The sequence below is a fragment of the Hydrogenophaga laconesensis genome, from assembly GCF_031457235.1.
Lineage (GTDB): Bacteria > Pseudomonadota > Gammaproteobacteria > Burkholderiales > Burkholderiaceae_C > Hydrogenophaga > Hydrogenophaga laconesensis.
Genome location: NZ_JAVDWE010000004.1, coordinates 234,403 through 261,352 on the forward strand (window position 1 = coordinate 234,403; position 26,950 = coordinate 261,352).

Annotated in this window: 25 protein-coding genes; 18 read left to right on the plus strand and 7 right to left on the minus strand. The window is 63.8% G+C overall.

The window, feature by feature from the left end; genetic code table 11:
* Window positions 1–19: 19 nt before the first annotated feature.
* The 4 genes from J2X09_RS09740 to ppsR form a co-directional block, all read right to left on the minus strand.
* The gene (locus J2X09_RS09740; RefSeq protein ID WP_204733084.1) at window positions 20–1,744 is read right to left on the minus strand and encodes a cation acetate symporter; all 1,725 of its coding nucleotides are present in this window, start codon (window positions 1,742–1,744) and stop codon (window positions 20–22) included.
* Window positions 1,741–2,049 (minus strand): DUF485 domain-containing protein, encoded by a 309-nt coding sequence (locus J2X09_RS09745; RefSeq protein WP_204733083.1) that lies wholly within the window; start codon window positions 2,047–2,049, stop codon window positions 1,741–1,743. Before J2X09_RS09745 ends, J2X09_RS09740 begins: the two co-directional genes overlap by 4 nt.
* 121 nt (window positions 2,050–2,170) lie before the next feature.
* Window positions 2,171–2,356 carry a hypothetical protein gene (locus J2X09_RS09750; RefSeq protein ID WP_204733082.1) on the minus strand — a complete coding sequence of 62 codons (186 nt, stop codon included), beginning with the start codon at window positions 2,354–2,356 and terminating at the stop codon, window positions 2,171–2,173.
* A gap of 253 nt (window positions 2,357–2,609) precedes the next feature.
* Window positions 2,610–3,431 (minus strand): posphoenolpyruvate synthetase regulatory kinase/phosphorylase PpsR, encoded by an 822-nt coding sequence (gene ppsR / locus J2X09_RS09755; RefSeq protein ID WP_204733081.1) that lies wholly within the window; start codon window positions 3,429–3,431, stop codon window positions 2,610–2,612.
* A 160-nt stretch (window positions 3,432–3,591) separates the two neighbouring features.
* On the opposite strand from ppsR, the gene ppsA reads away from it, so the two are divergent.
* The 10 genes from ppsA (at window position 3,592) to dnaB (ending at window position 14,098) form a co-directional block, all read left to right on the plus strand.
* Window positions 3,592–5,985 (plus strand): phosphoenolpyruvate synthase, encoded by a 2,394-nt coding sequence (gene ppsA, locus J2X09_RS09760; protein ID WP_204733080.1) that lies wholly within the window; start codon window positions 3,592–3,594, stop codon window positions 5,983–5,985.
* A gap of 70 nt (window positions 5,986–6,055) precedes the next feature.
* A complete protein-coding gene (locus J2X09_RS09765; protein ID WP_310308115.1) occupies window positions 6,056–6,328 on the plus strand; it encodes a DUF4212 domain-containing protein in 273 nt (90 codons plus the stop codon).
* Complete coding sequence (locus J2X09_RS09770) at window positions 6,321–8,384, plus strand: VC_2705 family sodium/solute symporter (RefSeq protein WP_204733078.1); 2,064 nt, start codon at window positions 6,321–6,323, stop codon at window positions 8,382–8,384. The genes J2X09_RS09765 and J2X09_RS09770 overlap by 8 nt, the downstream gene beginning before the upstream one ends.
* 126 nt (window positions 8,385–8,510) lie before the next feature.
* Window positions 8,511–10,196 carry an MFS transporter gene (locus J2X09_RS09775; protein ID WP_204733077.1) on the plus strand — a complete coding sequence of 562 codons (1,686 nt, stop codon included), beginning with the start codon at window positions 8,511–8,513 and terminating at the stop codon, window positions 10,194–10,196.
* 216 nt (window positions 10,197–10,412) lie between these two features.
* The gene (locus J2X09_RS09780) at window positions 10,413–10,886 is read left to right on the plus strand and encodes a hypothetical protein (RefSeq protein ID WP_204733076.1); all 474 of its coding nucleotides are present in this window, start codon (window positions 10,413–10,415) and stop codon (window positions 10,884–10,886) included.
* A gap of 130 nt (window positions 10,887–11,016) precedes the next feature.
* A complete protein-coding gene (rpsF, locus tag J2X09_RS09785; protein ID WP_204733075.1) occupies window positions 11,017–11,403 on the plus strand; it encodes a 30S ribosomal protein S6 in 387 nt (128 codons plus the stop codon).
* A gap of 40 nt (window positions 11,404–11,443) precedes the next feature.
* Window positions 11,444–11,716, plus strand: a complete 273-nt coding sequence (gene priB / locus J2X09_RS09790; protein ID WP_310308119.1) for a primosomal replication protein N — start codon at window positions 11,444–11,446, stop codon at window positions 11,714–11,716.
* Between the two features lie 11 nt (window positions 11,717–11,727).
* Complete coding sequence (rpsR, locus tag J2X09_RS09795) at window positions 11,728–12,009, plus strand: 30S ribosomal protein S18 (protein ID WP_068166407.1); 282 nt, start codon at window positions 11,728–11,730, stop codon at window positions 12,007–12,009.
* A 13-nt stretch (window positions 12,010–12,022) separates the two neighbouring features.
* Window positions 12,023–12,475: a 50S ribosomal protein L9 gene (gene rplI, locus J2X09_RS09800; protein WP_204733073.1), complete on the plus strand. Its 453-nt coding sequence runs from the start codon at window positions 12,023–12,025 to the stop codon at window positions 12,473–12,475.
* Between the two features lie 240 nt (window positions 12,476–12,715).
* On the plus strand, window positions 12,716–14,098 hold the full coding sequence (dnaB, locus tag J2X09_RS09805) for a replicative DNA helicase (protein WP_204733072.1): 1,383 nt from the start codon (window positions 12,716–12,718) through the stop codon (window positions 14,096–14,098).
* Window positions 14,099–14,155: 57 nt separating this feature from the next.
* On the opposite strand, the gene J2X09_RS09810 is transcribed toward dnaB, so the two are convergent.
* From J2X09_RS09810 to J2X09_RS09820, 3 genes are all read right to left on the minus strand, one after another.
* Window positions 14,156–15,904 (minus strand): PhoH family protein, encoded by a 1,749-nt coding sequence (locus J2X09_RS09810; protein WP_204733071.1) that lies wholly within the window; start codon window positions 15,902–15,904, stop codon window positions 14,156–14,158.
* A gap of 196 nt (window positions 15,905–16,100) precedes the next feature.
* Complete coding sequence (locus J2X09_RS09815) at window positions 16,101–16,577, minus strand: peroxiredoxin (RefSeq protein ID WP_204733070.1); 477 nt, start codon at window positions 16,575–16,577, stop codon at window positions 16,101–16,103.
* A 179-nt stretch (window positions 16,578–16,756) separates the two neighbouring features.
* The gene (locus J2X09_RS09820; protein ID WP_204733069.1) at window positions 16,757–17,137 is read right to left on the minus strand and encodes an Mth938-like domain-containing protein; all 381 of its coding nucleotides are present in this window, start codon (window positions 17,135–17,137) and stop codon (window positions 16,757–16,759) included.
* A 138-nt stretch (window positions 17,138–17,275) separates the two neighbouring features.
* Between J2X09_RS09820 and J2X09_RS09825 the strand changes: the two genes are divergently transcribed.
* From J2X09_RS09825 to clpB, 8 genes are all read left to right on the plus strand, one after another.
* Complete coding sequence (locus J2X09_RS09825) at window positions 17,276–18,502, plus strand: pyridoxal phosphate-dependent aminotransferase (RefSeq protein ID WP_204733068.1); 1,227 nt, start codon at window positions 17,276–17,278, stop codon at window positions 18,500–18,502.
* Between the two features lie 27 nt (window positions 18,503–18,529).
* Window positions 18,530–19,852 carry a homoserine dehydrogenase gene (locus J2X09_RS09830; protein ID WP_204733067.1) on the plus strand — a complete coding sequence of 441 codons (1,323 nt, stop codon included), beginning with the start codon at window positions 18,530–18,532 and terminating at the stop codon, window positions 19,850–19,852.
* The gene (gene thrC, locus J2X09_RS09835) at window positions 19,852–21,294 is read left to right on the plus strand and encodes a threonine synthase (protein ID WP_204733066.1); all 1,443 of its coding nucleotides are present in this window, start codon (window positions 19,852–19,854) and stop codon (window positions 21,292–21,294) included. The genes J2X09_RS09830 and thrC overlap by 1 nt, the downstream gene beginning before the upstream one ends.
* 131 nt (window positions 21,295–21,425) lie before the next feature.
* Window positions 21,426–22,706 carry a molybdopterin molybdotransferase MoeA gene (locus tag J2X09_RS09840; protein WP_204733065.1) on the plus strand — a complete coding sequence of 427 codons (1,281 nt, stop codon included), beginning with the start codon at window positions 21,426–21,428 and terminating at the stop codon, window positions 22,704–22,706.
* The gene (locus tag J2X09_RS09845) at window positions 22,703–22,954 is read left to right on the plus strand and encodes a MoaD/ThiS family protein (protein WP_204733064.1); all 252 of its coding nucleotides are present in this window, start codon (window positions 22,703–22,705) and stop codon (window positions 22,952–22,954) included. Before J2X09_RS09840 ends, J2X09_RS09845 begins: the two co-directional genes overlap by 4 nt.
* Before the next feature lies 1 nt (window position 22,955).
* Complete coding sequence (locus tag J2X09_RS09850) at window positions 22,956–23,429, plus strand: molybdenum cofactor biosynthesis protein MoaE (RefSeq protein WP_204733063.1); 474 nt, start codon at window positions 22,956–22,958, stop codon at window positions 23,427–23,429.
* 8 nt (window positions 23,430–23,437) lie between these two features.
* Window positions 23,438–24,196, plus strand: coding sequence for a GNAT family N-acetyltransferase (locus J2X09_RS09855; RefSeq protein WP_204733062.1), 759 nt, complete (start codon window positions 23,438–23,440; stop codon window positions 24,194–24,196).
* A 110-nt stretch (window positions 24,197–24,306) separates the two neighbouring features.
* Entirely contained in the window at window positions 24,307–26,913 is a 2,607-nt protein-coding gene (gene clpB, locus J2X09_RS09860; protein WP_204733061.1) for an ATP-dependent chaperone ClpB, read from the plus strand.
* Window positions 26,914–26,950 lie beyond the last annotated feature (37 nt).

The following is a 26,950-nucleotide window of genomic DNA, read 5'->3' on the forward strand; positions in this document are numbered from 1 at the left end:
CCTTTCCCTTGCCGATGTGTCAGTGGGCAGTTGCTGCGGCTGCACCGATACCGGTTTCCGACCGCACTTGCTGTGCCAGGAAGCCCGCGCGGTCCACGCGTGCGCGCTGGCTTCGATCCAGCACCGAGAACAGCCAGATGCCGGCAAAGCCGATGGCCATCGAGAACAGCGCGGGCGAGGTGTAGGGGAAGAGGGCCGAGCCCTTGGGATTGCCCAGCGTGGCTTCCCACACGGAGGGTGACACCACCGTGAGCGCGACCGACGACACCAGCCCCATGAAGCCGCCGATCACCGCGCCTTTGGTGGTGCAGTCCTTCCACAGCACACTCATGAAGAGCACGGGGAAGTTGGCGGACGCCGCAATCGCGAACGCCAGCGAGACCATGAAGGCGATGTTCTGCTTTTCGAACGCGATGCCCAGCACCACGGCCACGAGGCCGAGGCACAGGGTGGTGATCTTCGAGACGCGCAGCTCGGTGAATGAGTCGGCCTTGCCTTTCTTGATCACGGTCGCGTAGAGATCGTGTGAAACGGCGGACGCACCCGACAGTGTGAGCCCGGCCACCACGGCGAGGATGGTGGCGAAAGCCACGGCCGAAATGAAGCCCAGGAAGACGTTGCCACCCACGGCGCTGGCCAGGTGCACGGCCGCCATGTTGTTGCCCCCCAGCAGGCCGCCATTGGCGTCAAGGAATTGCGGGTTGGTGAGTACGAAGGTGATCGCACCGAAGCCGATGATGAACGTCAGCAGGTAGAAGTAGCCGATCCAGCCAGTGGCCCACATCACCGACTTGCGTGCTTCCTTCGCGCTGGGCACGGTGAAGAAGCGCATCAGGATGTGGGGCAGGCCGGCGGTGCCGAACATCAGAGCCATGCCAAAGCTGATCGCGGAGATCGGGTCCTTCACGAAGTTGCCCGGTCCCATGATCGACTGTCCGATGGCCGCGGCTGCCTCGGCCAGCTTGCCATCCTTGAGCGCCAGATCGGTCTTGATCTGAACGGCGCCCGCGAACATGGCCTCGGGGCTGAAGCCGAAATGCCAGAGCACCATGAACGCCATGAACGATGCGCCGCCGAGCAACAGGCAGGCCTTGATGATCTGCACCCAGGTCGTCGCGGTCATGCCGCCGAAGAGCACGTACACCATCATCAGCGCGCCCACGATCACCACCGCGATCCAGTACTCCAGGCCGAACAGCAGCTTGATGAGCTGACCCGCGCCGACCATTTGCGCGATGAGATAGAAGGCCACGACCACCAGCGTGCCGGAGGCCGCGAAGATGCGGATCGGCGCCTGCTTGAAGCGGAAGGCGGCCACGTCGGCGAACGTGAACTTGCCGAGGTTGCGCAGACGCTCGGCCATCAGGAAGGTGATGACCGGCCAGCCCACGAGAAAGCCGATGGAGTAGATCAGGCCGTCGAAGCCGGAAGCCATCACCGCGGCAGAGATGCCCAGGAATGAAGCGGCTGACATGTAGTCACCCGCAATCGCCAGGCCATTCTGGAATCCGGTGATGCCGCCGCCGGCCGTGTAGAAGTCGGAGGCAGAACGCGTTTTGGCTGCCGCCCATTTGGTGATGTAGAGCGTGGCGATGACGAACAGCCCGAACATGCCGATGGCCGTCCAGTTGGTCGCCTGCTTCTGTGCCTGGCCGAGGTCGGCACCAGCGGCCCAGGCGACCGATACACCGGCCAGGGCCAGCAGCGTCAGCAAGCGGCGCGTGGTGTTGCCCACCGCATTCATGGTTGCACCGCCTTTGCGATGGCAGCGGAGAGGTCATCGAACTCCGTGTTGGCGCGCTTGACGTAGACCGCTGTGATGATGATCGTGAAGAGAATGACACCAAAGCCCAGCGGAATGCCAACCGTCATGACACCGCTGCCCAGGTGTTGGGCGAGGAAGTCCTTGTTGAAGGCCACCAGCAGGATGAAGCCGTAGTACACGACCATCATGGCCAGCGTGAGCCACCAGCCGAATCGGGACCTTCGGCCCCGGAGTTGTTGATAGGCCGGATGGCTTGCGATTTTCTGCACCAGACTGTCGTCCATACATGTCCCTCGTGTTGATTTCGGATGACATGCAGGTTAGGTCGTGGCACTTACGGAGCACTGACCCCGCGCTGACGCGGAACTGACCGACCGGGCCTTCGGGCCGGTCAGACCAACGGGTTCACTTCGGCTGTTCGGCAGGTGCAGGCGCTGCAGGCGTCGCTGCGGGGGCGGGAGCCGCAGGAGCTGGATGCTCAACGTGATCCATGCCGTGCTTCTCACCACCCATGTCGATGTCGCCACCTTTCATGAGGGCAAAGATGGCAACAGCTGCGAAGATGGCAAAGGCGATGAAGATCTTGATCATGTCTCGTTTACTTATGGTCGGCCTGCCGCGAGGGCAGGGGGTTGGCAGAAACGGGCGAGCGCCCGCAGGGCGATTCTTCAAGCCCTTGCTGACGTCTTTCTGACGGAGCGTTCACTGTGCCGGAGCGCACTGCGCAACTCGACCAGAGGTATCGAAGGTCCGGCTCCGCCGGCCCGAGATGCCGTCCCCCCTCCCAGCGCCGAAGGCGCGCCAGAGAGGGGGGAAGCCGCAAAGCGGCGCAGGGGGGTGTTCCTCAGTACTCCAGCCGCTCAGGCCGGATCTCCTGCAGGATCGTGGTGGCGATTTCCTCGATCGACTTCGTGGTGGTGGAGAGCCAGCGAATGCCCTCGCGCCGCATCATGGCCTCGGCCTCGCTCACTTCCATGCGGCAATTCTCGAGTTGCGCGTAGCGCGAATTCGGTCTGCGCTCGTTGCGGATCTGGCTCAGGCGCTCAGGCGCGATCGTCAGGCCAAAAATCTTCTTGCGGTGCGGCACCAGCGCGGGTGGCAACTGGCGGCGCTCGAAGTCTTCGGGGATCAACGGGTAGTTCGATGCTTTCAAGCCGTACTGCATCGCCAGGTAGAGCGAGGTCGGCGTCTTGCCGCTGCGGCTCACGCCGACCAGGATGACGTCCGAGCCTTGCAGGTCCTTGTGGCTCTGGCCGTCGTCGTGCGCGAGCGAGAAGTTGATCGCCTCGATGCGGTCGTTGTAGGCCTGGCTCTGGGATGCATCGGAGAAGCGGCCCACCCGGTGGTTGGACTTGATGCCCAGTTCATGCTCCAGCGGCGCAATGAAGGTGCCGAACATGTCCAGCAGCACACCCTTGCATTCGTTGCGGAACACCGAGAGCACCTCCATGTCCACCACTGTGGTGAATACCAGGGGGCGGTTGCCCTCCAGGTCGGCCGCGTGGTTGATCTGCCGCACGGCCTGGTGCGCCTTGTCGGCGGTGTCCAGAAACGGCAGGCGCACGCGCCGCACGGTCGTTTCGAACTGGTTCAGGATGGCGTTGCCGAAAGTTTCGGCGGTGATGCCGGTGCCGTCTGAAATGAAGAAAACCGTGCGATTGGGCATAAGGCCGCGTCCTTACAATGCTGGGTATTGAGCCGGTGCCATTATCCTGTGCCGGCTTGGCTGTATCTGCTTCCCTGCCCGGTGCCGGACCCACAACAGAACAAAAGGTCGCCCGCTGGCGCATGGAACCCCCGGTTTTTCAACCTTAGGAGCTTTCCCCATGACCCAGCTGTTTGGAGCGACCGATCTGGTCGTGCCTTTCGAGAAACTGCGAATGAGCGACGTCGAGTCGGTCGGCGGCAAGAACGCCAGCCTCGGCGAGATGATTTCGCAACTGCCCACCGGCGTGAAGGTGCCGACCGGCTTCGCCACCACGGCACACGCCTTTCGTGAGTTCCTCAAGCACGATGGGCTGACGGAGCGCATCAACGCCCGGCTGGAAAAACTCGATACCGAAGACGTTCGCGCTCTTGCAGAGGCCGGTGCCGAAATCCGTGCCATGGTCGAGCACCAGCCTTTCCCGGCCGACCTGGAAAAAGCCATCCGGGACGAGTTCGCCAAGCTGAGCGCCGGCAATGCCCAGGCCTCGTTCGCGGTGCGTTCTTCGGCCACCGCCGAAGACCTGCCCGATGCCTCCTTCGCGGGCCAGCAGGAAACCTTCCTGAACGTGGTGGGCATCGAAGAGGTGCTGAGCAAGATGAAGGAGGTGTTCGCCTCCCTCTACAACGACCGTGCCATCAGCTACCGCGTGCACAAGGGCTTCGCCCACGCCGATGTCGCACTGTCTGCCGGCGTGCAGCGCATGGTGCGCTCCGACACGGGAGCAGCCGGTGTCATGTTCACCATCGACACCGAAAGCGGCTTCGAGGACGTGGTCTTTATCACCTCCAGCTACGGTCTGGGTGAGACGGTGGTGCAGGGTGCAGTGAATCCCGATGAGTTCTATGTGCACAAGCCCATGCTCAAGGCGGGCAAGCGCGCGCTCATCCGTCGCAACCTGGGTTCCAAGCTGATCCAGATGGTGTTCAGCTCGACCCAGGAAAAAGCCGCCAGCGGCAAGCTGGTGAAGACCATCGACGTACCGGTCGAGCAGCGCAACCGCTACAGCCTGACCGACGCCGATGTCGAGCAGCTTGCGAAATACGCGCTCGTCATCGAGCAGCACTATGGTCGCCCGATGGACATCGAGTGGGGCAAGGATGGCACCGATGGCCAGATCTACATCCTGCAGGCGCGCCCCGAGACCGTGAAGAGCCAGAGCGCCGGCAAGACCGAGGTGCGATACAAGCTCAAGGGCAAGGGCGCGGTGCTGGCCAGCGGCCGCGCCATTGGCCAGAAGGTGGGTACCGGTCCCGTTCGCCTCGTGCACAACATCAGCGAGATGGACAAGGTTCAGCCCGGCGACGTGCTCGTGACCGACATGACCGACCCCAACTGGGAGCCGGTGATGAAGCGCGCGAGCGCCATCGTGACCAACCGGGGCGGACGCACCTGCCACGCGGCCATCATCGCGCGCGAACTCGGTATTCCCGCCGTGGTGGGTTGTGGCGATGCCACCGACCTGCTCAAGGACGGCACGCTGGTCACCGTGAGCTGCGCCGAAGGCGACACCGGCAACATCTATGACGGCCTGCTCGAAACCGAGATCACCGAAGTGCAGCGCGGTGAAATGCCCGCGCTGGACGTGAAGATCATGATGAACGTCGGCAACCCGCAGCTGGCCTTCGACTTCGCCCAGATCCCGAACGGCGGCGTCGGCCTGGCGCGGCTCGAGTTCATCATCAACAACAACATCGGCGTGCACCCGAAGGCCATCCTGGATTACCCCGCGGTGGATGCCGACCTGAAGAAGGCGGTGGAGTCTGTGGCACGTGGCCATGCTTCGCCTCGCGCGTTCTATGTGGACAAGGTGGCTGAAGGTGTGGCCACCATCGCGGCGGCTTTCTGGCCCAAGCCGGTGATCGTTCGCCTGTCGGACTTCAAGAGCAACGAGTACCGCAAGCTGGTGGGCGGTTCGCGTTACGAACCCGAGGAAGAGAACCCCATGCTCGGCTTCCGGGGCGCGGCACGCTACGTCAGCGAGGAATTCCGTGAGGCATTCGCCATGGAGTGCGAGGCGCTCAAGCGCGTGCGCGAGGACATGGGCCTGACCAACGTTCAGGTGATGGTGCCCTTTGTTCGCACGCTGGCCCAGGCCGAGCGTGTGACCGGCCTGCTGGCCGACAAGGGGCTCAAGCGCGGCGTGAACGACCTCAAGGTCATCATGATGTGCGAGATTCCCAGCAACGCCGTGCTGGCCAGGCAGTTCCTCCAGTACTTCGACGGCTTCTCGATCGGCTCCAATGACCTGACGCAGCTCACGCTCGGCCTGGACCGCGATTCCGGCCTCGAACTGCTGGCGCACGATTTCGACGAGCGCGATCCGGCGGTCAAGGCCATGCTGACGATGGCCATCGGTGCCTGCAAGGCCGAGGGCAAATACGTCGGCATTTGCGGCCAGGGACCCAGCGATCATCCCGACTTTGCCGAATGGCTGCGCGACGAGGGCATCAGCTCGATCTCGCTCAACCCCGACAGCGTGGTCGACACCTGGAAGCAGCTGGCGCGGGATTGATCGCTTCAGCGCGAGCTGCTGCGAGCAAATACCTAGGCGACGCATGCCGCCCGGGTGCGATGATCCGCTGATGTCCGAGCGACCCACGACCGACGAGCACGACCGCCGCGCCCTGGCGCTGAAGGCGGTGTTGCTGTCGGTCATGGTGATGGTGTCGTTCGGCGTCTGCTTCTTCGCGAGAGAACTGAGCTTCGTCGTGATGGGCTGGCCGGTGCACTTCTGGATGGCAGCGCAAGGCGCCGTCCTGGTGTTCATCGTCATTGTGGTCGTTTATGCCACCGTCATGAGCCGTCTGGAAGCGGAGGATGCGGCCGAACAGGAACTCGAGGCCGGCGATGGCTGACAGCCCGGCCTATGCCGCCTACAAGCGCCGTTTGCACCGCATTCTGGCGTTCTACATCCTGGCCCTCATCGCCTTTCTGTTGCTGATGGCCTGGGCCGAGCAGAGCGGACTGTCGCGCCGCTGGCTTGGGCCGATCTTCCTGTTTTCCACCGTCATGATGTACGGTGGTATCGGCATCTATGGCCGCACGGCCGACCCGGAGGAGTACTACGTGGCCGGCCGGCGCATTCCACCGGTCTACAACGGCATGGCCGCCGCCGCCGACTGGATGAGCGCGGCCTCTTTCATCAGCCTGGCCGGCGGCTTGTACCTGCAGGGTTTCGGTGGCACGGAGCTGCAAGCCGGCGGTCTGGCCTTTGTTCTGGGGTGGACGGGGGGCTTCTGCCTGGTGGCGCTGCTGATTGCGCCGCACCTGCGCAAGCTCAATCTCTACACCGTACCGGACTACTTCAAGGAGCGCTTCGGTGGGCGCTGGCCCCGGCGCATTGCCGCGTTCTCGGCGGTGCTGTGCTCTTTCACCTACGTGGTCGCGCAGATCTACGGCATCGGGCTTGTGGCTTCGCGGCTCACCGGCGTGCAGTTCGAGATCGGGATCATGCTCGGCCTTGGAGGCGTCGTGCTGTGCTCGTTCCTTGGTGGCATGCGGGCCATCACCTGGACGCAGGTGGCGCAGTACATCATCCTGCTGATGGCCTTTCTCATCCCGGTGTCCTGGCTGGCCTACAAGCAGCTGGGCAATCCGCTGGCGCCTCTCGTTTATGGCGAGCAGTTGGAGAAGATAGCCAAGCTCGAAACGGAGCTGCTTGCCTCGCCGGCCGAGAAGCAGGTACAGGACGAATTCGCGCGGCGCGCGCGCGAATATGCGGTCTGGCTGCGGGACGTGGAAGGCACGCTCAAGCGGGAGCGCGCGGCCAAGCAGGAGCGCGTGCGCACCCTCAAGTCGCAGAATGCAGACATGGAACTGGTGATCGCAGCCACGCGTGAACTCGCGGCATTGCCACCCTACGTGGCCACCGCACGCGAGCGATGGACCCGCGCCATGCAGGAGAGCGAGGAGCGGTCCAGACCGCTGGGTGGGTTGCTACCCCACAGCCAGGCCTTTGCCGGCGATCCACACGGGACATCGGCCGAACAGGAAGCGTTCCACGCGTCGCGCGCGAATTTCCTGGCGCTGATGTTCTGTCTGATGGTGGGCACGGCGGGCCTGCCGCACCTGCTCACACGCTACTACACCACCCCCTCGGTGGCGACCGCTCGCTCTTCCGTGGCCTGGTCGCTCTTCTTCATCACGCTGCTCTACCTGAGCGCGCCTGCGCTGGCGGTGCTCGTGAAGTACGAGGTGATGCAGAACGTGGTGGGCAGCAGCTTCGATGCCTTGCCACCCTGGATCGCGCAGTGGTCGCGGCTTGACGGTTCCCTCATTTCGGTGAGTGACGTCAACGGAGACGGCATCCTGCAGTTCAGCGAACTTCGATTGGGGGCCGACGTCATCATGCTAGCCACGCCGGAGTTGGGCGGCATGCCTTACGTCGTGTCGGGCCTGGTGGCCGCGGGAGGGCTCGCCGCCGCACTGTCCACGGCCGACGGCCTGCTGCTGACCATCAGCAACTCGCTGGTGCGCGACACCTACTGCCATGAGGTCAAACGAAACGTCACGCCCGAGCAGCGGGTGATCCTGTCGAAGTTTGCGCTGCTGAGCGTGGCCACACTCGCGGCCTTTGTCGCCGCACTCAAGCCCGCTGAAATTCTGCCGCTAGTGGCCTCGTCGTTCTCGCTCGCAGCGTCGGCTTTCGTCCCCGCCATGATCATGGGCATCTTCTGGTCGCGCACCACCGGCTCAGCAGCCGTGGCGGGCATGCTGGTGGGCCTGGGCACCACGGTGCTTTACATGATGATCAATTCGCCCGGCGTGCGCGAGTTCTTCGGCGCGCCCGCTGGCCAGAATCTCTGGTTCGGCATCCAGCCCCTGTCGGCGGGGGTGTTCGGCGTGCCCGTCGGGTTCGCCGTGATCGCGATCCTGAGCTTGTTGCAGCGCCACAGAGTCACAGGCCCTTAGGGGTTTACACCGATTCTGAGGCCCCTGGCGCCCGCCGGGCTTGCGCTGTCAGTTTCCTGTCAGACGCTCCTAAAACACTGCGGTGGCATCTTGTGCCAGCCATCTAACTTAGGAGACTTCAACATCATGGCAACTTCGACGGCCAGTGCTTCAAACGCACCGATGACCAAGGAGGAGAGAAAGGTGATCTTCGCCTCTTCTCTCGGGACGGTTTTCGAGTGGTACGACTTCTACCTCTACGGGTCTCTGGCTGCGATCATTGCGCGCCAGTTCTTCTCCGGCCTGGACCCAACCTCCGCGTACATCTTTGCCCTGCTGGCCTTTGCGGCGGGCTTCCTTGTGCGGCCGTTCGGTGCGATCGTTTTCGGCCGTCTGGGCGACATGATCGGGCGCAAGTACACGTTCCTGGTGACCATCCTGCTCATGGGTGCTTCCACGTTCATCGTGGGTCTGCTGCCGAGCTACGCCTCCATCGGCCTGGCCGCCCCCATCATCCTTATCGTCCTGCGCATGCTGCAAGGCCTGGCGCTCGGTGGTGAATACGGTGGCGCCGCAACCTATGTGGCGGAGCACGCGCCTCACGGCAAGCGTGGCGCGTACACGGCCTGGATCCAGACCACGGCAACCATGGGCTTGTTCCTGTCGCTGCTCGTGATCCTGGGCGTGCGTACCGCCATGGGCGACAAGGAGTTCGGCGAGTGGGGCTGGCGCATTCCCTTCCTGGTGTCCATCCTGCTGCTGGGCATCTCGGTCTGGATTCGCTTGAGCCTGAACGAGTCGCCGGCTTTCCAGAAGATGAAGGCAGAGGGCAAGACGTCCAAGTCGCCGCTGAAGGAGTCGTTCGGCCAATGGAAGAACCTGAAGGTCGTGATCCTGGCGCTGCTGGGTCTGACTGCCGGCCAGGCTGTGGTCTGGTACACGGGACAGTTCTACGCGCTGTTCTTCCTGACGACGATCGCCAAGGTCGATGCCACGACGGCCAACCTGCTGATTGCCGCATCGCTGCTGATCGGCACACCGTTCTTCATCGTCTTCGGTGTGCTGTCTGACAAGATCGGCCGCAAGCCCATCATCATGGGTGGCTGCCTGATCGCCGCGCTGACCTACTTCACGGTTTTCCCGATGCTGCTGAACTACGCCAACCCGACGCTGGTGGCTGCTCAACAGGCAACCAAGGTCACCGTGACCGCCGACTTGAAAGAATGTTCGTTCCAAGGCAGTCCGATTGCCCGCGACATCGATTTCCGCACCTCGTGCGATATCGCCAAGCGTGCACTCACGCAGTCGTACATCCCGTACACCAGCGTTCAAGGCCCTGCAGGTGCTCCGGCCACCGTCACCCTGGGCGACAAGGTGATCAATTCGCCCGCCGCTACGCTGAACGAGCGCCGCAACGCGTTCTCGCCCGAAAGCGCGAAGGCCATCGCCGACTTCCGCAAGGAGCTCACCGATACCGCCAAGGCCGCCAACCTGACCGTCGCGGCCGATCCGGCCAAGATGAACAAGGGCATGGTGCTGCTGATTCTGGTGTTCCTGGTGCTGTTGGTGACCATGGTCTACGGCCCCATCGCCGCCATGCTGGTCGAGATGTTCCCGACGCGAATCCGCTACACCTCGATGAGCCTGCCGTACCACATTGGCAACGGCTGGTTCGGCGGTCTGCTGCCGACCACGGCATTCGCAATGGTGGCGGCCACCGGTGACATCTTCTACGGTCTGTGGTACCCGGTGGTCGTTGCTGCGGGCACCTTCATCATCGGGATGATCTTCATCCGCGAAACCAAGGACGTGGACATCTACGCCAAGGACTGAACCCGGTGACCATCGCATCCCCCCGGCTTGCAGGGGGATGCGACTTTCCTCACGAAGCCCGCCTAGCGCGGGCTTTTTCATGGGCGAACCGTATGGATAAACCCCAATTCAATTGCCGCCAGTCGCATGTAAAGCTCGTTTCATCCAACTTTCGCATTAGGCAAACCCGGCACGCGGTTACAAAACCACCCCGGTTGAGCTTCCTTGAGAGAACCAATGAGCATTGTGAAAACCGAGGCAGGGCTCCAGGTCATGAAAGACCGCTCGGTACCGCTGACGCCTCGACAACGGTCGGTCTTCATCCTCATCGACGGCAAGCGCTCCATGCAGGAGTTGCTGACCGCTTCGGCGGCCATGGGCGTGGCACCCGAGGATATCGAGCAATTGTTCGAGCTGGGCCTGATCACCGATGCAACGCCGCAGCCATCGCCCGGCGAACGAGCCGCCGCCGCGGCCCATGACGAAGCGGCCAGGGAGCACAATGCACGGAGCCCGATGCAGCGCTATCAGGAGGCCTATCCGATTGCTACCAGGCTGACCGCAGCCCTGGGACTGCGGGGGTTCCGGTTGAATCTGGCTGTGGAGGCCGCAGGCAACTACGAGCAGCTCCTTGAGCTGGCACCCCGGATCCGCGAAGCGGTGGGGCCTGAGAAGTTCACCGCACTGGACAGGGCGCTGAACAACCGCTGAAGCGCCATTGGCGACAGAAATGCCCGATTTGCTATAATCGTGAGCTTTTCGCCTTGCCACACCGCTTCCAGACGCGGCGGGTGGCTGAATTCCGCTGTGGGCAACCACGGCTCATCCTCAAGGAGTGTCTATGCGTCACTATGAAATCGTTTTGCTGATCCATCCGGACCAAAGCGAACAGGTTCCGGCCATGCTGGAGCGTTACAAGGGCATGATCACCGCTGGTGGCGGCAAGATTCACCGCGTTGAAGACTGGGGTCGTCGCCAGATGGCTTACCAGATCAACAAGCTGTCCAAGGCCCACTACCTGTGCGTCAACATCGAGGCCGACCAGGCCGTGATGTCTGAACTGGAGCATGCCTTCAAGTTCAACGATGCCGTGCTGCGTCACCTCACGGTGCTGCGCAAGAAGGCCGATACCGGTCCTTCGGCGATGATGAAGTCGGTCGAGCGCGAAGAAGCCCGCAAGCTTCAGCAGCCTGCATCGCACCAGTCGCAGGAGCAGGCCGCCGCTTGAACCCGCGGCGCAGCGTCGTCATCGGGTGAACCTTCTCAGATTGTCCGCCGTGGTGGTCCAGGTGCAGAGCCTGCGCTACACACCGGCTGGCATTCCGGCCGTCAACCTTGTGCTTGAGCACGAGTCGCAGGTGGTCGAGATGGACACCCCCCGCCAGGTGAAGTTGCAACTGAGGGCCATCGCCTTTGGTGCCCAGGCTGAAGTTCTTTCCCGTCAGGGACTTGATACAGCTTGCGAATTCCACGGTTTCATGACGAATGCGCGCAATGGCAAAGGCGTGGTGTTCCACATCCAAGATTTCAGCAAGACATAGGAAGGCCCATCATGGCTGCACCCAAACGTTTCAACAAAGACAAGCGCCCCAAGCGCAATACCCAGTCGCTGCTTTTCAAGCGCAAGCGCTTCTGCCGCTTCACCGTGGCCAACGTCGAGGAAGTCGACTACAAGGACGTCGATGTCCTGCGTGATTTCATCGCCGAAAATGGCAAGATCATCCCGGCGCGTCTGACCGGCACCCGCGCGTTCTACCAGCGCCAGGTGAATACCGCCATCAAGCGCGCGCGCTTCCTGGCGATGCTGCCCTACAGCGACCAGCACCGCGTCTGAAAGAGAGCCTGACATGCAAGTTATCCTGCTCAAAAAAGTTGCCAAAGTTGGCGCCCTTGGCGACAAGGTCAAGGTCAAGGACGGCTACGCCCGCAACTTCCTGATTCCCACTGGCCAGGCTCGCCGCGCCACCGCGCAAGCCCTCGCCGAATTCGAAGCCAACCGCGCGAAGCTGGAGCAAGAAGACGCCGCCACGCTGGCCCAGGCCCAGGCACTGGGTGAAAAGCTGGCTGGCCTCACCGTCAAGCTGTCGCAGAAGGCTGGCGTTGACGGTCGTCTGTTCGGCTCCGTGACCAACCGCGATGTGTCCAGCGAGCTGAGCAAGCAAGGCTTCGACGTGGAGAAGTCCCAGATTCGCCTGCCCAATGGTCCCCTGAAGAACGTTGGGGATTACACGGTCAGTGTGAACCTGCACACCGACGTGACGGTGGACGTCAACGTCTCGGTGCTCGGCGAAACCGCCTGAGTCCCGCCCAGGCGCCTTGGCGCCTGTCTGAAAGCCGCTTCCTTCCTGGGGCGGCTTTTTTCTTTGTGGGCTTCTGGTTGTCCCGTGTTCTCCACCCTTGATACACGGCTTTTCCACAGGCTTATCCAGTGACTTGGAAGACCCCCGGGGGTACCATTCCCGGTCACCACCGACTTATTCATGGCCGCCGTTTTCCCTCCTTCCTTTTCGTCCTTTGATGCCGGTTTCGATGAGGCGGGCATGGGGTCCGACCAGCAGGTCACCCAGTTGCGCGTGCCCCCGCACTCCATTGAGGCCGAGTCGAGCGTGTTGGGTGGGTTGCTGCTCGACAATGGCGCATGGGACCGGGTGGCTGACCTGGTCAACGACTCCGACTTCTATCGCTATGAGCATCGCCTGACCTATTCGGCCATCGCTGCGCTGGTCAATGCGAGCAAGCCGGCCGACGTCGTCACGGTGTTTGAACACCTTCAGAACCTGGGCAAGGCCGAAGAGGCCGGCGGGCTGGCATACCTCAACTCGCTCGCGCAATACGTGCCGAGCGCCGCCAACATCCGGCGTTACGCCGAAATCGTTCGCGAACGCGCCATCCTGCGCAAGCTGGTGGCCGCGAGCGATGAGATCGCCACGGCGGCCTTCAACACGCAGGGCAAGCCGGTCGACAAGATTCTTGATGAAGCCGAGCAGAAGATCTTCCACATTGGCGAAGAGGGCTCGCGGATGAAGGAGGGCTTCCAGGCCATGGACAAGCTGGTGGTCGATCTGCTCGACCGCGTGCAGGAAATGGCCGACAACCCCAATGACATCACGGGGGTACCGACAGGTTTCATCGATCTCGACCGCATGACCTCCGGGCTGCAGGCCGGTGACCTGGTGGTGCTTGCAGCCCGTCCTTCAATGGGCAAGACAGCATTCGCCATCAACATTGCCGAGCATGTGGCGCTCAATGAAGGGCTTCCCGTGGCGGTGTTCTCCATGGAAATGGGCGCATCGCAACTGGCCGTGCGTATCGTGGGTTCGATCGGTCGCATCAACCAGTCCCATCTGCGCAACGGCAAGCTGACCGATGACGAGTGGCCGCGGCTGACTGAAGCCATCGAAAAACTGCGCAATGTGTCGCTCCACATCGATGAGACCCCTGGCCTGAACCCGAGCGTGCTGCGTGCCAATGCCCGGCGCCTGGCCCGCCAGTGCGGCAAACTGGGTCTGATCGTCGTCGACTACCTGCAGCTCATGAGCGGCACGAGCAGCGAGGGCGATAACCGTGCGTCGGAGCTGGGCGAGATTTCCCGGGGCTTGAAGATGCTGGCCAAGGAGTTGCAATGCCCGGTGATCGCGCTGTCGCAGCTCAACCGCAGTGTGGAAACCCGCACCGACAAACGCCCAATGATGAGCGATCTCCGCGAGTCGGGTGCCATTGAACAGGATGCCGACATCATCATGTTCATCTACCGTGACGAGTACTACACCAAGGACGCGTGCAAGGAGCCTGGCGTGGCGGAAATCATCATCGGCAAGCAGCGCAATGGCCCCACCGGAACCGTGAAGCTGGCCTTCCTGAACATGCTCACCCGCTTCGAGAGTCTGGCGGGTGGTGGACTGGGTGGCGGTAGCGACTACTGACGCGGCGGCCCACAAAAAACCCGGCCAAGGCCGGGTTTTTTGTGGGCGACCACGTGTTCAGAGCACTTCACTCGCGAAGTCGGCCAGGCGAGACCGTTCGCCCCGGGCCAGCGTGATGTGCCCGCCGTGCGGCCAGCCCTTGAACCGATCCACGGCGTAGGTCAGGCCGGACGATCCCTCGGTGAGGTAGGGCGTATCGATCTGCGCCAGGTTGCCCATGCAGATGATCTTCGTGCCCGGGCCGGCGCGGGTGATCAGGGTCTTCATCTGCTTGGGCGTCAGGTTCTGCGCTTCATCGATGATGACGTACTTGTTCATGAAGGTGCGGCCGCGCATGAAGTTCATGCTCTTGACCTTGATGCGGCTGCGGATGAGCTCGTTGGTGGCTGCGCGCCCCCATTCTCCAGCGTTGCCGCCGTCGCCCTTGGCGAGGAACTCGAGGTTGTCATCGAGCGCGCCCATCCACGGGCCCATCTTTTCCTCTTCGGTGCCGGGCAGGAAGCCGATGTCCTCGCCCACGCTGACCGTGGCTCGGGTCATGATGATTTCGGTGTAGCGGCGGTCGTCCAGCACCTGGGTCAGGCCGCTGGCCAGTGCCATCAGCGTCTTGCCCGTGCCGGCCGTGCCGGCGAGGGTGACAAAGTCGATTTCCGGGTCCATCAGCAGGTTGAGCGCAAAGTTCTGCTCCCTGTTGCGGCTGGTCACACCCCACACGGCATTCTTCAGGTGGGTGTAGTCCTTCAGCGTCTTGAGCACCGCGGTCTTGTCGCGGATTTCGGTCACCCGTGCGTACAGAGAAGGTTCCCCGGGGGCCTCGAAGTAGACAAACTGGTTGATGTAGAACTGCCCGACCGATGGACCGCTCACCCGGTAGAAGGTATGGCTGCCGCTCTGCCAGCTCTCGATGGTCTTGCTCTGGCGTGTCCAGAAGTCCTGCGGCAGCGCGAGGGCGCCCGCGTAGAGCAGTTCGCCATCGTCCAGCGTCTTGTCGTTCTGGTAGTCCTCGGCCGCCAGACCCAGGGCGCGCGCTTTCACGCGCATGTTGATGTCCTTCGACACCAGGATCACTTCACGTTGCGGGTGGCGTTCGCGCAGGGCGTGCACCACACCCAGGATCTGGTTGTCGGCCTTGCCCTGGGGCAGGCTGGAGGGCAGGGCGTTGTCCAGCGGCTCGGTCTGGAAGAAGAGCAGGCCACGCGCCGACTGGTGACCAGTGGCGGAGAGCTTGAGGCCCTTGGTCATGTCGCCACCCTGTTGGGCGACCAGCGCGTCCAGCGTCCGGCTGGTCTGGCGGCCATTCCGGGCAACCTCTGTCATGCCCTTCTTGTGGCCGTCGAGCTCTTCAAGCACGATCATGGGCAGGAAGATGTCATGTTCCTCGAAGCGGAACAGGCTCATCGGATCGTGCAGCAGCACATTGGTGTCCAGCACAAACAGGCGCGCAGGCCCTTGGTGGGCCGCCTTGCCCGTCGTGCGGCGGCGGTTGCTGTTCGTGGCGGGGGGCGTGCGATCGGCAGATGCTTCGGCCGCAGGTTGACGGGTGGCAGGGGCTGCCACAACCGGCGCGCGCGCGGGGGCCACGGGCGCCGGGGCTTCTGCCTGGATGCGGGCGCCTGAAGCGGCCGGTTGTCGGCCACGAGCCTTGGTCTTCGCACTCGGGGCGGCCGGTGCCTGGGGCGCAACGGCAGGGGGCATGGACGGCTCCAGGACCGGGTTCAGGTCCAGCGGCTCTTCGGCGGCTCGAAGGGAGTAGGCGTCGGGGGCTAGCAGGGCTGCGCGTTTGGAAGGGGCGGGAGGCAGTGGCATGGAGGGCTTGGTAATTCAGCGCAAGGCCGGAAAACAAAAAGCCGCCGGGAAAACCGGGCGGCTTTGAGTGCTGCGAGACATATCGAAAGAGGGTGGGGCTGAAGCGCTTCCCGGTGTCATGAATTCATTATGCACGAGTCCGGTGACCCTGAAATCCCCTACATCGACCGGCCCTCAGAGGCCGGCACGAGACAGGTCAGGCCGCTTTCTTGAGCGCCTTGACTGCCTTGAGCACCTCTTCCACGTGGCCAGGAACCTTCAGACCGCGCCATTCCTGCTTGAGCACGCCATCCGGCCCGATCAGGAAGGTGCTGCGCTCAATGCCCTTGACCTTCTTGCCGTACATGATCTTGTTCTTCACCACGCCGAACATGTGGCACATCTTCTCTTCGGTGTCCGCAATCAGCTCGAAGGGCAGTTCCAGCTTGGTCTTGAAGTCGTCGTGCGACTTCATGTTGTCCCGCGAGACGCCGAAAACCTGTGCGCCAGCCTTGACGAAATCCTTGTATTTGTCGCGGAACTGCATGGCCTCGGTCGTGCAACCGGGGGTATTGTCCTTGGGATAGAAATACAGAACGATGGTTTGACCAAGATGGGTCTGGTTGCTGACCTTCACGCCGCCGGTGGCCTGCGATTCGAATTCGGGAATGGGTTTGTTGACAACGACTGCCATACTGCGTGGACCCCTGACGTAAGTTGGTGGTGATTCGTTGGCTTCCCGGCTGCTTCACGACGGGCCCTGTAGCCGACATACAGACGACCTCGTGGCAGGAAACAATCCGCTATTTTACCCTGATTGGGGTTTCCCGTCATCGCCTCGGGGACGGGGAACGCGGTCACCAATTGGCGGAATCAGGCCTCGATCAGCAAGGCCGCCACCACGCGCCGGCCTTCGCCGGCCAGGATGTTGTAGGTCCGGCAGGCGGCTGCCGTGTCCATCGTTTCCACGCCAATGCGCCGTTCGATCAGGCCCTGCAACAGCGCGGGCCGGACGAAGCGCAGCCGTGATCCGCTACCAAACACCACCAGCTCGGGGGCTTCGGGCATCACATTCGCCAGTTGCTCGAAGTGGGCCGGGGTCAGGTCTTCCAGGCGCTGACAGTCCCAGGCCAGCAGTTGCCCACCCGAGGCCAGGATGAGGCTGCCGGTCTGACGCTGACCGTTCACGGCAATCCACCCCTCGCCGTAGGAGGTGATGGACTGCGTGTCCAGCTTGTCGGCGTGGAGTTTCATGGGGTGATGGGTGATCAGGACAGTGGGGGAACTGTGGTCAAATTGCAGGTTTTCCCTGCTGACCAGACCGCAAATATAACGCCCGCCCTCTTGTGGCGGGACCCCGTCGATGTTGACCCAACGCCCGTTGGAGGGACTTTGAAAACCATCCAGAAATCCGCCAAGCTTGCCAACGTCTGCTACGACATCCGTGGGCCCATCATGGACGCAGCGCGCCAGATGGAGGAAGAGGGCCACAAGATCATCAAGCTCAACATCGGCAACCTGGCGGTGTTCGGCTTCGATGCGCCCGAGGAGATCCAGCAGGACATGATCCGCAACCTGCCGAACTCGGCCGGCTACTCGGACAGCAAGGGGATTTTCGCGGCGCGCAAGGCCGTGATGCACGAGACGCAGAAGCAGGGCGTCAAGGGCGTGGCGCTGGAGGATATCTACCTCGGCAACGGGGCGAGCGAGCTCATCGTGATGGCGACCAATGCGCTGCTGGACGACGGCGATGAGCTGCTGCTGCCCGCTCCCGACTACCCGCTCTGGACGGCTGCGGTGAGTCTGTCCGGTGGCACGCCGGTGCACTACATGTGCGAGGAATCGAACGGGTGGATGCCCGACCTTGACGACATCCGCCGCAAGATCACGCCAGCCACCAAGGGCATTGTGGTGATCAACCCGAACAACCCGACTGGCGCGCTGTACTCAGACGACCTGCTCAAGGCGATCGTCGAGCTCGCGCGCGAGCATGGACTGGTGATCTTCGCCGACGAGGTTTATGACAAGGTGCTGTACGACGGCGTGAAGCACACCGCCATCGCCAGCCTGTCGGACGACGTTCTCACGTTGACCTTCAATTCGCTGTCCAAGAGCTACCGCTCCTGCGGTTACCGCGCTGGCTGGCTCGTGGTCTCGGGTGACAAGAAGCCCGCCAGGGACTACATCGAGGGCTTGAACATGCTCTCGAACATGCGGCTGTGTGCGAATGTGCCGGGCCAGTGGGCAATCCAGACTGCGCTGGGTGGCTACCAGAGCATCAACGATCTGGTCTGTGAGGGCGGCCGCCTGCGCCGCCAGCGCGACCTGGCCTACGAATTGATCACCGCCATTCCGGGGGTGAGCTGCGTCAAGCCATCGGCGGCACTCTACATGTTCCCGCGCCTCGATCCCAAGCTGTATCCGGTGGACGACGACCAGCAGATGTTCCTGGAACTGCTGCAGGAGACGCGCGTGATGCTGGTGCAGGGTTCTGGCTTCAACTACCCGGACAACCAGCATTTCCGCATCGTCTTCCTGCCCCATGAAGATGACCTGCGCGAGGCCATCCAGCGCGTGGCCAGATTTCTCGAGAGTTGGCGAAAACGCCACGGCACCTGATTTCTCTGCTCCCCAACCATGACCGACATGAAACCGATCCAAGTAGGCCTTCTGGGCATAGGCACCGTAGGCAGTGGCACGTTCAACGTGCTCAAGCGCAACCAGGAAGAGATCCGCCGCCGTGCCGGTCGTGGCATTGAGATCACCATGGTGGCCGACCTCGACACGGCCCGCGCGCAATCCATCGTGGGTCCGGACGTCAGGGTGGTGAATGACGCCCGCGCCGTGATCGCCAACCCCGAGATCGACATCGTGATCGAGCTCATCGGTGGCTATGGCATCGCCAGGTCGCTGGTGCTGGAAGCCATTGCTGCTGGCAAGCATGTGGTCACGGCCAACAAGGCCTTGCTGGCCGTGCACGGCACCGAGATTTTCGCGGCGGCCTCCGCCAAAGGCGTGATGGTGGCGTTCGAAGCCGCCGTGGCCGGAGGCATTCCCATCATCAAGGCGCTTCGCGAGGGCCTGACCGCCAACAGCATCCAGTGGATTGCCGGCATCATCAACGGCACGACCAACTTCATCCTCTCGGAGATGCGCGACAAGGGGCTGGACTTCGCCGTCGTGCTCAAGGAGGCCCAGCGCCTGGGCTATGCCGAAGCCGACCCGACGTTCGACATCGAAGGTGTGGACGCGGCGCACAAGGTCACGCTGATGAGCGCCATCGCATTCGGCATCCCGGTGCAGTTCGACAAGGCCCACGTGGAAGGCATCACCCAGCTGGGTGCCACGGACATCAAGTACGCCGAGCAACTGGGCTACCGCATCAAGTTGCTGGGCATCACCAAGCGCACCACCGAAGGCATCGAGCTGCGCGTGCACCCCAGCCTGGTGCCTGCCAAGCGCCTGATCGCCAATGTCGAGGGCGCGATGAACGCGGTCGTGGTGAACGGCGATGCCGTGGGCACCACGCTTTACTACGGAAAGGGTGCGGGCAGCGAGCCGACGGCCAGCGCCGTGATTGCCGACCTGGTCGACATCACCCGCCTGCACACCGCCGACCCCCACCACCGCGTGCCTCACCTGGCCTTCCAGCCCGATGCACTGAGCGACGTGGCGGTGCTGCCCATGAGCGAGGTGGTGACGAGTTACTACCTGCGCCTGCGCGTGGCCGACCAGGCCGGCGTGCTGGCCAAGGTCACCGGCCTGCTGGCCGGCGCGGGCATCAGCATCGACGCCGTGCTGCAGCGCGAAGCCGATGAGGTGAGCGGTGAAGGCGGTACGTCCACCGACCTGATCATCCTCACCCACGATACGCGCGAAGGCACCATGAACGACGCGCTGGCGCAATTGCAGAACCTGCCGACCGTGCTGGCACCCATCGTGCGCATCCGCAAGGAAGAGTTGAACTGATGCGTTATCTCTCCACGCGCGGCCACGCCGACCGCAAGCGCTTCTGCGAAATCCTGCTGGAAGGCCTGGCGCCCGATGGTGGCCTGTACCTGCCCGAGCGCTACCCTCAGATCGACGGTGCCGCGCTGCAGCGCCTGCGAGCGTCGTTCAACGGTGGCAAACCGGGGGGCTACGCCGCCCTCGCATTCGACATTCTCTCGCTCTACATCGACGACATCCCCGCCGCCGATCTGCGAGCCCTGTGCGACAAGACCTACACCGAGGCCGTGTTCGGCACACCGCAGATCGTGCCCTTGAAGAAGCTGGACGACGGCTTCTATCTGGAGGCCCTGTCGAATGGACCGACGCTGGCCTTCAAGGACATGGCCATGCAGTTGCTGGGCAATCTGTTCGAGTACGAACTGGCTCGCCGTGGCGAGGAGCTCAACATCCTGGGGGCCACTTCTGGCGACACGGGCAGCGCGGCCGAGTACGCCATGCGCGGCAAGAAGGGCGTGCGTGTGTTCATGCTCAGCCCGCACGGCCGCATGAGCCCGTTCCAGCAGGCGCAGATGTTCAGCCTGATGGACGAGAACATCCACAACATCGCCATCGAAGGTGTGTTTGACGATTGCCAGGACATCGTCAAGGACGTCAGCAACGACCTCGCGTTCAAGCGCGCCCACAAGATCGGCACGGTGAACTCGATCAACTGGGCGCGCCTGCTGGCTCAGGTCGTCTACTACTTTGCCGGCTATTTCCAGGCCACTTCGGAGAACACGGAGCAGGTGTCTTTCACCGTACCCAGCGGCAACTTCGGCAACGTGTGCGCCGGTCACGTGGCGCGGCAGATGGGCCTGCCGATCCGCACGCTGGTGGTCGCGACCAACGAGAACGATGTGCTCGACGAATTCTTCCGCACCGGTGTGTACCGGGTGCGCGGGAGCGCCGACACGCATGAGACCTCGAGCCCCTCGATGGACATCTCCAAGGCCAGCAACTTCGAGCGCTTCGTGTTCGATCTGCTGGGCCGCAACGGCGATCGGGTCAAGGCCTTTTTCGGCGAAGGCCTGTCGCGTGAGGGGCGGTTCGACCTGAGCGCCGATCCCGCGTTCGCCGAGGCCGCGCGCCACTACGGGTTCCGCAGCGGCAAGAGCACACACGCCAACCGGCTCGACACCATCCGTGACGTGTTCCAGCGCCATCGCGTGATGATCGACACCCACACCGCTGACGGCGTGAAGGTCGCGCGTGAGCACCTGGAGGCCGGCACACCGATGGTGGTGCTGGAAACGGCGTTGCCCATCAAGTTCGCAGAGACCATCGTCGAAGCGCTGGGCCAGCATCCCGATCGCCCGGCGCAGTTCCACGGCATCGAGGCGCTGCCCAAGCGCGTGAAGGTGATGTCCGCGCGAACTGCGGCCGTCCAGGCCTACATCGCCGAGCACTGCACACCGGCGTGAGTGGTTGGGGGCGTCCGGGGGATTCTGCCCCTGGGCGCGCGCTGGAATCCGGCCCCGGCGGTGACGCAGCGCCCGGCTTGTTCGACAATGCAGGCCCATCCGCCTTCTTCGACAAACCGCCACCTCACGCCATGAAAGCTTCTTCACCGCCTGCCGGCCGTGCTCCCCTGATGCCACTCGGCGACGCCATGGCCGACCTCCTGGGTCGCGTCGACGCGCTCACTGGAACCGAGACGGTGGCCACTTTCGATGCGGACCGCCGCGTGCTCGCGCAGGACCTCGTATCCGCCCTGCAAGTGCCGCCCAAAGACAACTCGTCAATGGACGGGTACGCCGTGCGCACTGCCGATGTGCTCGAGCCAGGCCAGGTGTTGCGGGTGAGCCAGCGCATTGCTGCCGGGCAGGCCGGCGGGCCGCTGGAGCCGGGCACCTGTGCGCGCATCTTCACCGGGGCACCCATGCCCGCCGGCGCCGATGCCGTGGTGATGCAGGAGGACACCATCGAAGTCGGTGGAGACATCCACGCCGTGCACATCCAGGCGGTGCCGCAGCGCGGCCAGTGGGTGCGCCGTGCAGGGGAAGACGTGACGCACGGGGCTGTGGTGCTTGCGCGCGGTGAGCGGCTGTCGCCTGCGGGCCTCGGGCTCGCGGCGAGCCTGGGGCTGGCCGAGCTTCGTGTGGTGGTGCGCCCGCGGGTGGCACTTTTTTCCACGGGAGACGAACTCGTGATGCCAGGGGAGGTGCCGCCAGAGGCCATGAAGCCCGGCGCCATCTACAACTCCAACCGCTTCTTCCTGCGAAACCTGCTCCAGCGCATGGGCTGCGAAGTGACGGACCTTGGCATCGTGCCCGACCAGCGAGAGGCCACGCTGGCCGCGTTGCAGTCCGCTGCGGAACAGCACGATCTGATTCTCACCAGCGGGGGGGTGTCGGTCGGCGAGGAAGACCATATCAAGCCATCGGTGCAGCAGCTGGGCCGCCTGGATATCTGGCAGATCGGCATGAAGCCAGGCAAGCCCTTCGCCTATGGCACCGTGCGACGCAGCGCGGCTGGGCAGAACTGCCACTTCATCGGCCTGCCCGGTAACCCGGTCTCCAGCTTCGTCACCTTCCTGCTGCTGGTGCGGCCATTCCTGCTCAAACTGCAGGGCGTGCCTGCAGCACGCTTCCAGCCCTTGCCCGCCGCCATCACACTGCCTGCGCACTTCACGCTACCCAGGGCCGACAAGCGCCGCGAGTTCCTGCGTGTGCGCCGCAACGCGGCAGGTGGCTTGGACCTGTTCCCCAACCAGAGCTCCGGTGTGCTCACCTCCACGGTGTGGGCCGATGGCCTGGTCGACAACCCCGCAGGCACCACCATCGCCCATGGTGACCCGGTGTCCTACATCTCCTTTTCGGACCTGCTTGCATGAACATCCAGCTGCGTTACTTCGCCTCCATCCGGGAAGCCATCGGCACGGGCAGCGAGTCGGTGCAGACGCAGGCCGCCACGCTCGCCGCGCTGCGTGCCGAACTGGTCGCGCGTGGCGGCGTTTATGCAGACGTGCTCGCCCCCGGCAAGGCCGTGCGCGTGGCGTTGAACCAGGCCATGAGTGACGAGGCCGCTGCACTGGTCGACGGTGCCGAGGTCGGGTTCTTCCCTCCGGTCACAGGTGGTTGACATGAGCGCGCGCGTCAGCATCCAGACCGGGGACTTCGATCTGTCCGCCGAAGTCGCCCGGCTGCGCCAGCAGGACGCGCGGGTGGGCGCGGTCTGCAGCTTCATCGGCACCGTGCGGGATCGCAACGACGGTCAGCACGTGAGCACCATGGAACTCGAGCACTACCCCGGCATGACGGAAAAGGCCATCGAGGCGATGATCGACGAGGCCTTCCGCCGCTTCGATCTGTACGCGGCGCGGGTGATCCACCGCGTTGGCCTGTTGCAGCCGCTGGACCAGATCGTGCTGGTGGCCGTCACCTCCGCGCACCGGGGCGAGAGCTTCAAGGCCTGCGAGTTCCTCATGGACTACCTCAAGACGCAGGCGCCTTTCTGGAAAAAAGAGCAGACACCCGAAGGCGCGCGCTGGGTGGATGCCCGCGTGAGCGACGACGCCGCACTCGCCCGCTGGGGCATCGAGTCTCACAACGGCTGACCTGCACGATGTCCAGCGCCGGCGACATCGAAGCCATCGAACGCGCTACGTTGCAGGCGGTCGCCCCGGAGGTGGTGGAGTCGTTGCCCGGCTGGTTGCTGCCCATGGACAGCGGCACCGTGGGGCGGGCGCGCAGCGCGGTCCCGCTTCATCATGGCGCGCCAGATCTCGACCTGCTGGAGCCTTTGCTGGCGCGCTACGTCGCACGGGGTTTCGTCCCGTCGTTCCGTCTGCCAGATCTGCCTGCATTCGAAGACTTCCAGCGCTCGCTGGCACAACGCGGCTTCGTGCGTGCAAAGCCCACGCTGACGCAGACGACCCCGGTTCACGCGCTGCCGGCCGTGGACCCCGACCCCGATGTGGCGCTGGCAGATGCACCTGACCATGCCTGGATGGCGATGTTCCTTGGCCCGGGCCTGGATCCCGTGGACGGCGCCAGCCGTGCCCACTCTCTGGCGCGGGCCACGGGTACGCGGTTTGCCAGCCTGCGCGAGGGGGGCGAGACGGTGGCTTGCGGGGCCGCGTCTTTCAGCCACGGCTGGTTGGGGGTGCACGGCATGCGCACTGCGGCGGCGCAACGTGGGCGGGGGCTCGCGGCTCGTCTGCTGAAGGCCATGGCGGCAGAGGCCGCCCGGTGCGGCATCGAGCAGGTCTTCCTGCAGGTGGACGCCAGCAATGCCCCGGCGCTGTCGCTCTACCGGCGGCTGGGCTTTTCCACCGCGTGGCCTTACGCTTACTGGCAGCCGGCCGATCCCGGGGCGGTTTGATCCGCGTCAAGCCAGGTGCGCGAATACGCGGGCATGCTGACGGCGCGCCTTGAAAACCGGGTGATCGGTGCCATTTGTGGGGCAGTTCTGAATTCACGGAGAGCCTTTCCATGCGTCTCGACAAACTCACCACCAAGTTCCAGGAAGCCCTCGGCGAAGCGCAGACGCTGGCCCTGGGTGCGGACCATGCCTACATCGAGCCGGCCCATCTGCTGCTCGCGTTGCTGCGCCAGGCCGACGGCCCGCAATCGCTGCTGCAGCGCGCAGGTGTCAACGTACCGGGCCTGGCCAAGGCGGCCGAAGCCGCCGTCAAGCGCCTGCCCGAAGTGCAGGGCCAGGACCAGGTCCAGGTCGGCCCCGAGCTGGCCAAACTGCTGCAGGCGACAGAGAAGGAAGCCATCAAGCGCGGCGACCAGTTCATCGCGAGCGAGCTGTTCCTGCTGGCCCTGACCGACAGCAAGGGCGAACTGGGCCGAGTGGCCAACGAGAACGGCCTGAGCCGCAAGAGCCTGGAGGCCGCCATCACGGCCGTGCGCGGTGGCCAGAAGATGGACAGCCCCGAGGCCGAAGGGCAGCGAGAAGCGCTCAAGAAATACACGCTGGACCTCACCGAACGCGCACGGCTGGGCAAGCTCGACCCCGTGATCGGTCGAGACGACGAGATCCGCCGCGCCATCCAGGTGCTGCAGCGCCGCAGCAAGAACAACCCGGTGCTGATTGGCGAACCCGGTGTGGGCAAGACCGCCATCGTCGAAGGCCTCGCGCAGCGCATCGTGGCGGGCGAGGTGCCCGATTCGCTGAAGGGCAAGCGCGTGCTCAGCCTGGACATGGCCGCACTGCTGGCCGGCGCCAAGTTCCGTGGCGAATTCGAGGAACGCCTCAAGACCGTGCTCAACGAGTTGGCCAAGGACGAAGGCCAGACCATCGTCTTCATCGATGAGCTCCACACCATGGTGGGTGCGGGCAAGGCCGAAGGCGCGATGGATGCGGGCAACATGCTCAAGCCGGCGCTGGCGCGTGGTGAACTGCACTGCGTGGGCGCGACCACGCTCGACGAGTACCGCAAGTACATCGAGAAGGACGCCGCGCTCGAGCGCCGTTTCCAGAAAATCCTGGTGGGTGAGCCCAGCGTGGAGGCGACCATCGCCATCCTGCGTGGCCTGCAGGAAAAGTACGAGGTTCACCACGGCGTGGACATCACCGACCCGGCCATCGTCGCCGCGGCCGAACTCAGCCATCGCTACATCACCGACCGCTTCCTGCCCGACAAGGCGATCGACCTGATCGACGAGGCCGCCGCCAAGATCAAGATCGAGATCGACTCCAAGCCCGAGGTGATGGACCGGCTCGACCGCCGGCTGATCCAGCTGCAGATCGAGGCCGAGGCCGTGAAGAAGGAGAAGGACGAGGCGTCGCAGAAGCGCTTCGGGCTTCTTCAGGAAGAAATCGATCGGCTGCGCAAGGAAATCGCCGACTACGAAGACATCTGGAAAGCCGAGAAGGCGCAGGCCCAGGGTTCTGCCCACCTGCGCGAGGAAATTGACCGCGTTCGCTTGCAGATCACCGAACTCACCCGCAAGGGCGATCTCGCCAAGGTGTCCGAGCTGCAGTACGGCAAGCTGCCCGAGCTGGAGAAACAGCTCAAGGAAGCGCAGGCTGCGGAAGCGGGCAAGAAGGAGGGCGGACGTCCCCAGTTGCTGCGCACCATGGTCGGAGCGGAAGAGATCGCCGAAGTGGTGGCACGCGCCACCGGCATTCCGGTGTCCAAGCTGATGCAGGGCGAGCGCGACAAGCTGCTGTTGATGGAAGGCAAGCTGCACGAACGCGTGGTCGGCCAGGACGAGGCCATCGGCGCCGTGGCCAATGCCATCCGCCGCTCGCGCTCGGGCCTCTCCGACCCGAACCGGCCGACCGGCTCCTTCCTGTTCCTGGGCCCTACCGGTGTGGGCAAGACCGAGCTGTGCAAGGCACTGGCCGGCTTCCTGTTCGACAGCGAAGAGCAGCTCATCCGCATCGACATGAGCGAGTTCATGGAGAAGCATTCGGTGGCCCGCCTGATCGGCGCGCCGCCTGGCTACGTGGGCTACGAGGAGGGCGGCTACCTCACCGAGGCGGTGCGCCGCAAACCTTACAGCGTGGTGCTGCTCGACGAGGTCGAGAAGGCCCATCCTGATGTGTTCAACGTGCTGCTGCAGGTGCTCGACGATGGTCGCCTCACCGATGGGCAGGGGCGCACGGTCGACTTCAAGAACACCGTGATTGTCATGACCAGCAACATCGGGTCGCACATGATCCAGGCGATGGTGGGCGAGCCGTACGACGAGGTGAAGGAGGCGGTGTGGGGCGAGCTCAAGAACCACTTCCGGCCCGAGTTCCTCAACCGCATCGATGAGACCGTGGTGTTCCACGCGCTCGACGCGAAACACATCGAATCGATTGCCGCGATACAGCTCAAGGTGCTCGAGTCGCGCCTCCAGAAGATGGACCTGCACCTGCAGGTTTCCCCGGCCGCGCTGGCCGAGCTGGCCAAAGTCGGCTTCGACCCGGTGTTTGGTGCCCGTCCGCTCAAGCGCGCGATCCAGCAGCGCATCGAGAACCCCCTCTCGAAGTACCTGCTGGAAGGGCGCTACCCGCCCAAGTCCGCCATCCCGGTGGACGTGGACCCGGTGCAGAACCCGGGCGTGTTCGAGTTCGGCGACGCGGTCGCCGAAACCTGACGCATGAGCGCGCCCCCGTCCGTCGCGGATGGGGGCC

Excerpts from the sequence above, each read along its gene's own strand:
- J2X09_RS09740 (WP_204733084.1), bottom strand. The coding sequence starts at position 1,744 with ATGAATGCGGTGGGCAACACCACGCGCCGCTTGCTGACGCTGCTGGCC.
- J2X09_RS09745 (WP_204733083.1), bottom strand. The coding sequence starts at position 2,049 with ATGGACGACAGTCTGGTGCAGAAAATCGCAAGCCATCCGGCCTATCAA.
- J2X09_RS09750 (WP_204733082.1), bottom strand. The coding sequence starts at position 2,356 with ATGATCAAGATCTTCATCGCCTTTGCCATCTTCGCAGCTGTTGCCATC.
- ppsR (WP_204733081.1), bottom strand. The coding sequence starts at position 3,431 with ATGCCCAATCGCACGGTTTTCTTCATTTCAGACGGCACCGGCATCACC.
- ppsA (WP_204733080.1), top strand. The coding sequence starts at position 3,592 with ATGACCCAGCTGTTTGGAGCGACCGATCTGGTCGTGCCTTTCGAGAAA.
- J2X09_RS09765 (WP_310308115.1), top strand. The coding sequence starts at position 6,056 with ATGTCCGAGCGACCCACGACCGACGAGCACGACCGCCGCGCCCTGGCG.
- J2X09_RS09770 (WP_204733078.1), top strand. The coding sequence starts at position 6,321 with ATGGCTGACAGCCCGGCCTATGCCGCCTACAAGCGCCGTTTGCACCGC.
- J2X09_RS09775 (WP_204733077.1), top strand. The coding sequence starts at position 8,511 with ATGGCAACTTCGACGGCCAGTGCTTCAAACGCACCGATGACCAAGGAG.
- J2X09_RS09780 (WP_204733076.1), top strand. The coding sequence starts at position 10,413 with ATGAGCATTGTGAAAACCGAGGCAGGGCTCCAGGTCATGAAAGACCGC.
- rpsF (WP_204733075.1), top strand. The coding sequence starts at position 11,017 with ATGCGTCACTATGAAATCGTTTTGCTGATCCATCCGGACCAAAGCGAA.
- rpsR (WP_068166407.1), top strand. The coding sequence starts at position 11,728 with ATGGCTGCACCCAAACGTTTCAACAAAGACAAGCGCCCCAAGCGCAAT.
- rplI (WP_204733073.1), top strand. The coding sequence starts at position 12,023 with ATGCAAGTTATCCTGCTCAAAAAAGTTGCCAAAGTTGGCGCCCTTGGC.
- dnaB (WP_204733072.1), top strand. The coding sequence starts at position 12,716 with ATGGGGTCCGACCAGCAGGTCACCCAGTTGCGCGTGCCCCCGCACTCC.
- J2X09_RS09810 (WP_204733071.1), bottom strand. The coding sequence starts at position 15,904 with ATGCCACTGCCTCCCGCCCCTTCCAAACGCGCAGCCCTGCTAGCCCCC.
- J2X09_RS09815 (WP_204733070.1), bottom strand. The coding sequence starts at position 16,577 with ATGGCAGTCGTTGTCAACAAACCCATTCCCGAATTCGAATCGCAGGCC.
- J2X09_RS09820 (WP_204733069.1), bottom strand. The coding sequence starts at position 17,137 with ATGAAACTCCACGCCGACAAGCTGGACACGCAGTCCATCACCTCCTAC.
- J2X09_RS09830 (WP_204733067.1), top strand. The coding sequence starts at position 18,530 with ATGAAACCGATCCAAGTAGGCCTTCTGGGCATAGGCACCGTAGGCAGT.
- thrC (WP_204733066.1), top strand. The coding sequence starts at position 19,852 with ATGCGTTATCTCTCCACGCGCGGCCACGCCGACCGCAAGCGCTTCTGC.
- J2X09_RS09840 (WP_204733065.1), top strand. The coding sequence starts at position 21,426 with ATGAAAGCTTCTTCACCGCCTGCCGGCCGTGCTCCCCTGATGCCACTC.
- J2X09_RS09845 (WP_204733064.1), top strand. The coding sequence starts at position 22,703 with ATGAACATCCAGCTGCGTTACTTCGCCTCCATCCGGGAAGCCATCGGC.
- J2X09_RS09850 (WP_204733063.1), top strand. The coding sequence starts at position 22,956 with ATGAGCGCGCGCGTCAGCATCCAGACCGGGGACTTCGATCTGTCCGCC.
- J2X09_RS09855 (WP_204733062.1), top strand. The coding sequence starts at position 23,438 with ATGTCCAGCGCCGGCGACATCGAAGCCATCGAACGCGCTACGTTGCAG.
- clpB (WP_204733061.1), top strand. The coding sequence starts at position 24,307 with ATGCGTCTCGACAAACTCACCACCAAGTTCCAGGAAGCCCTCGGCGAA.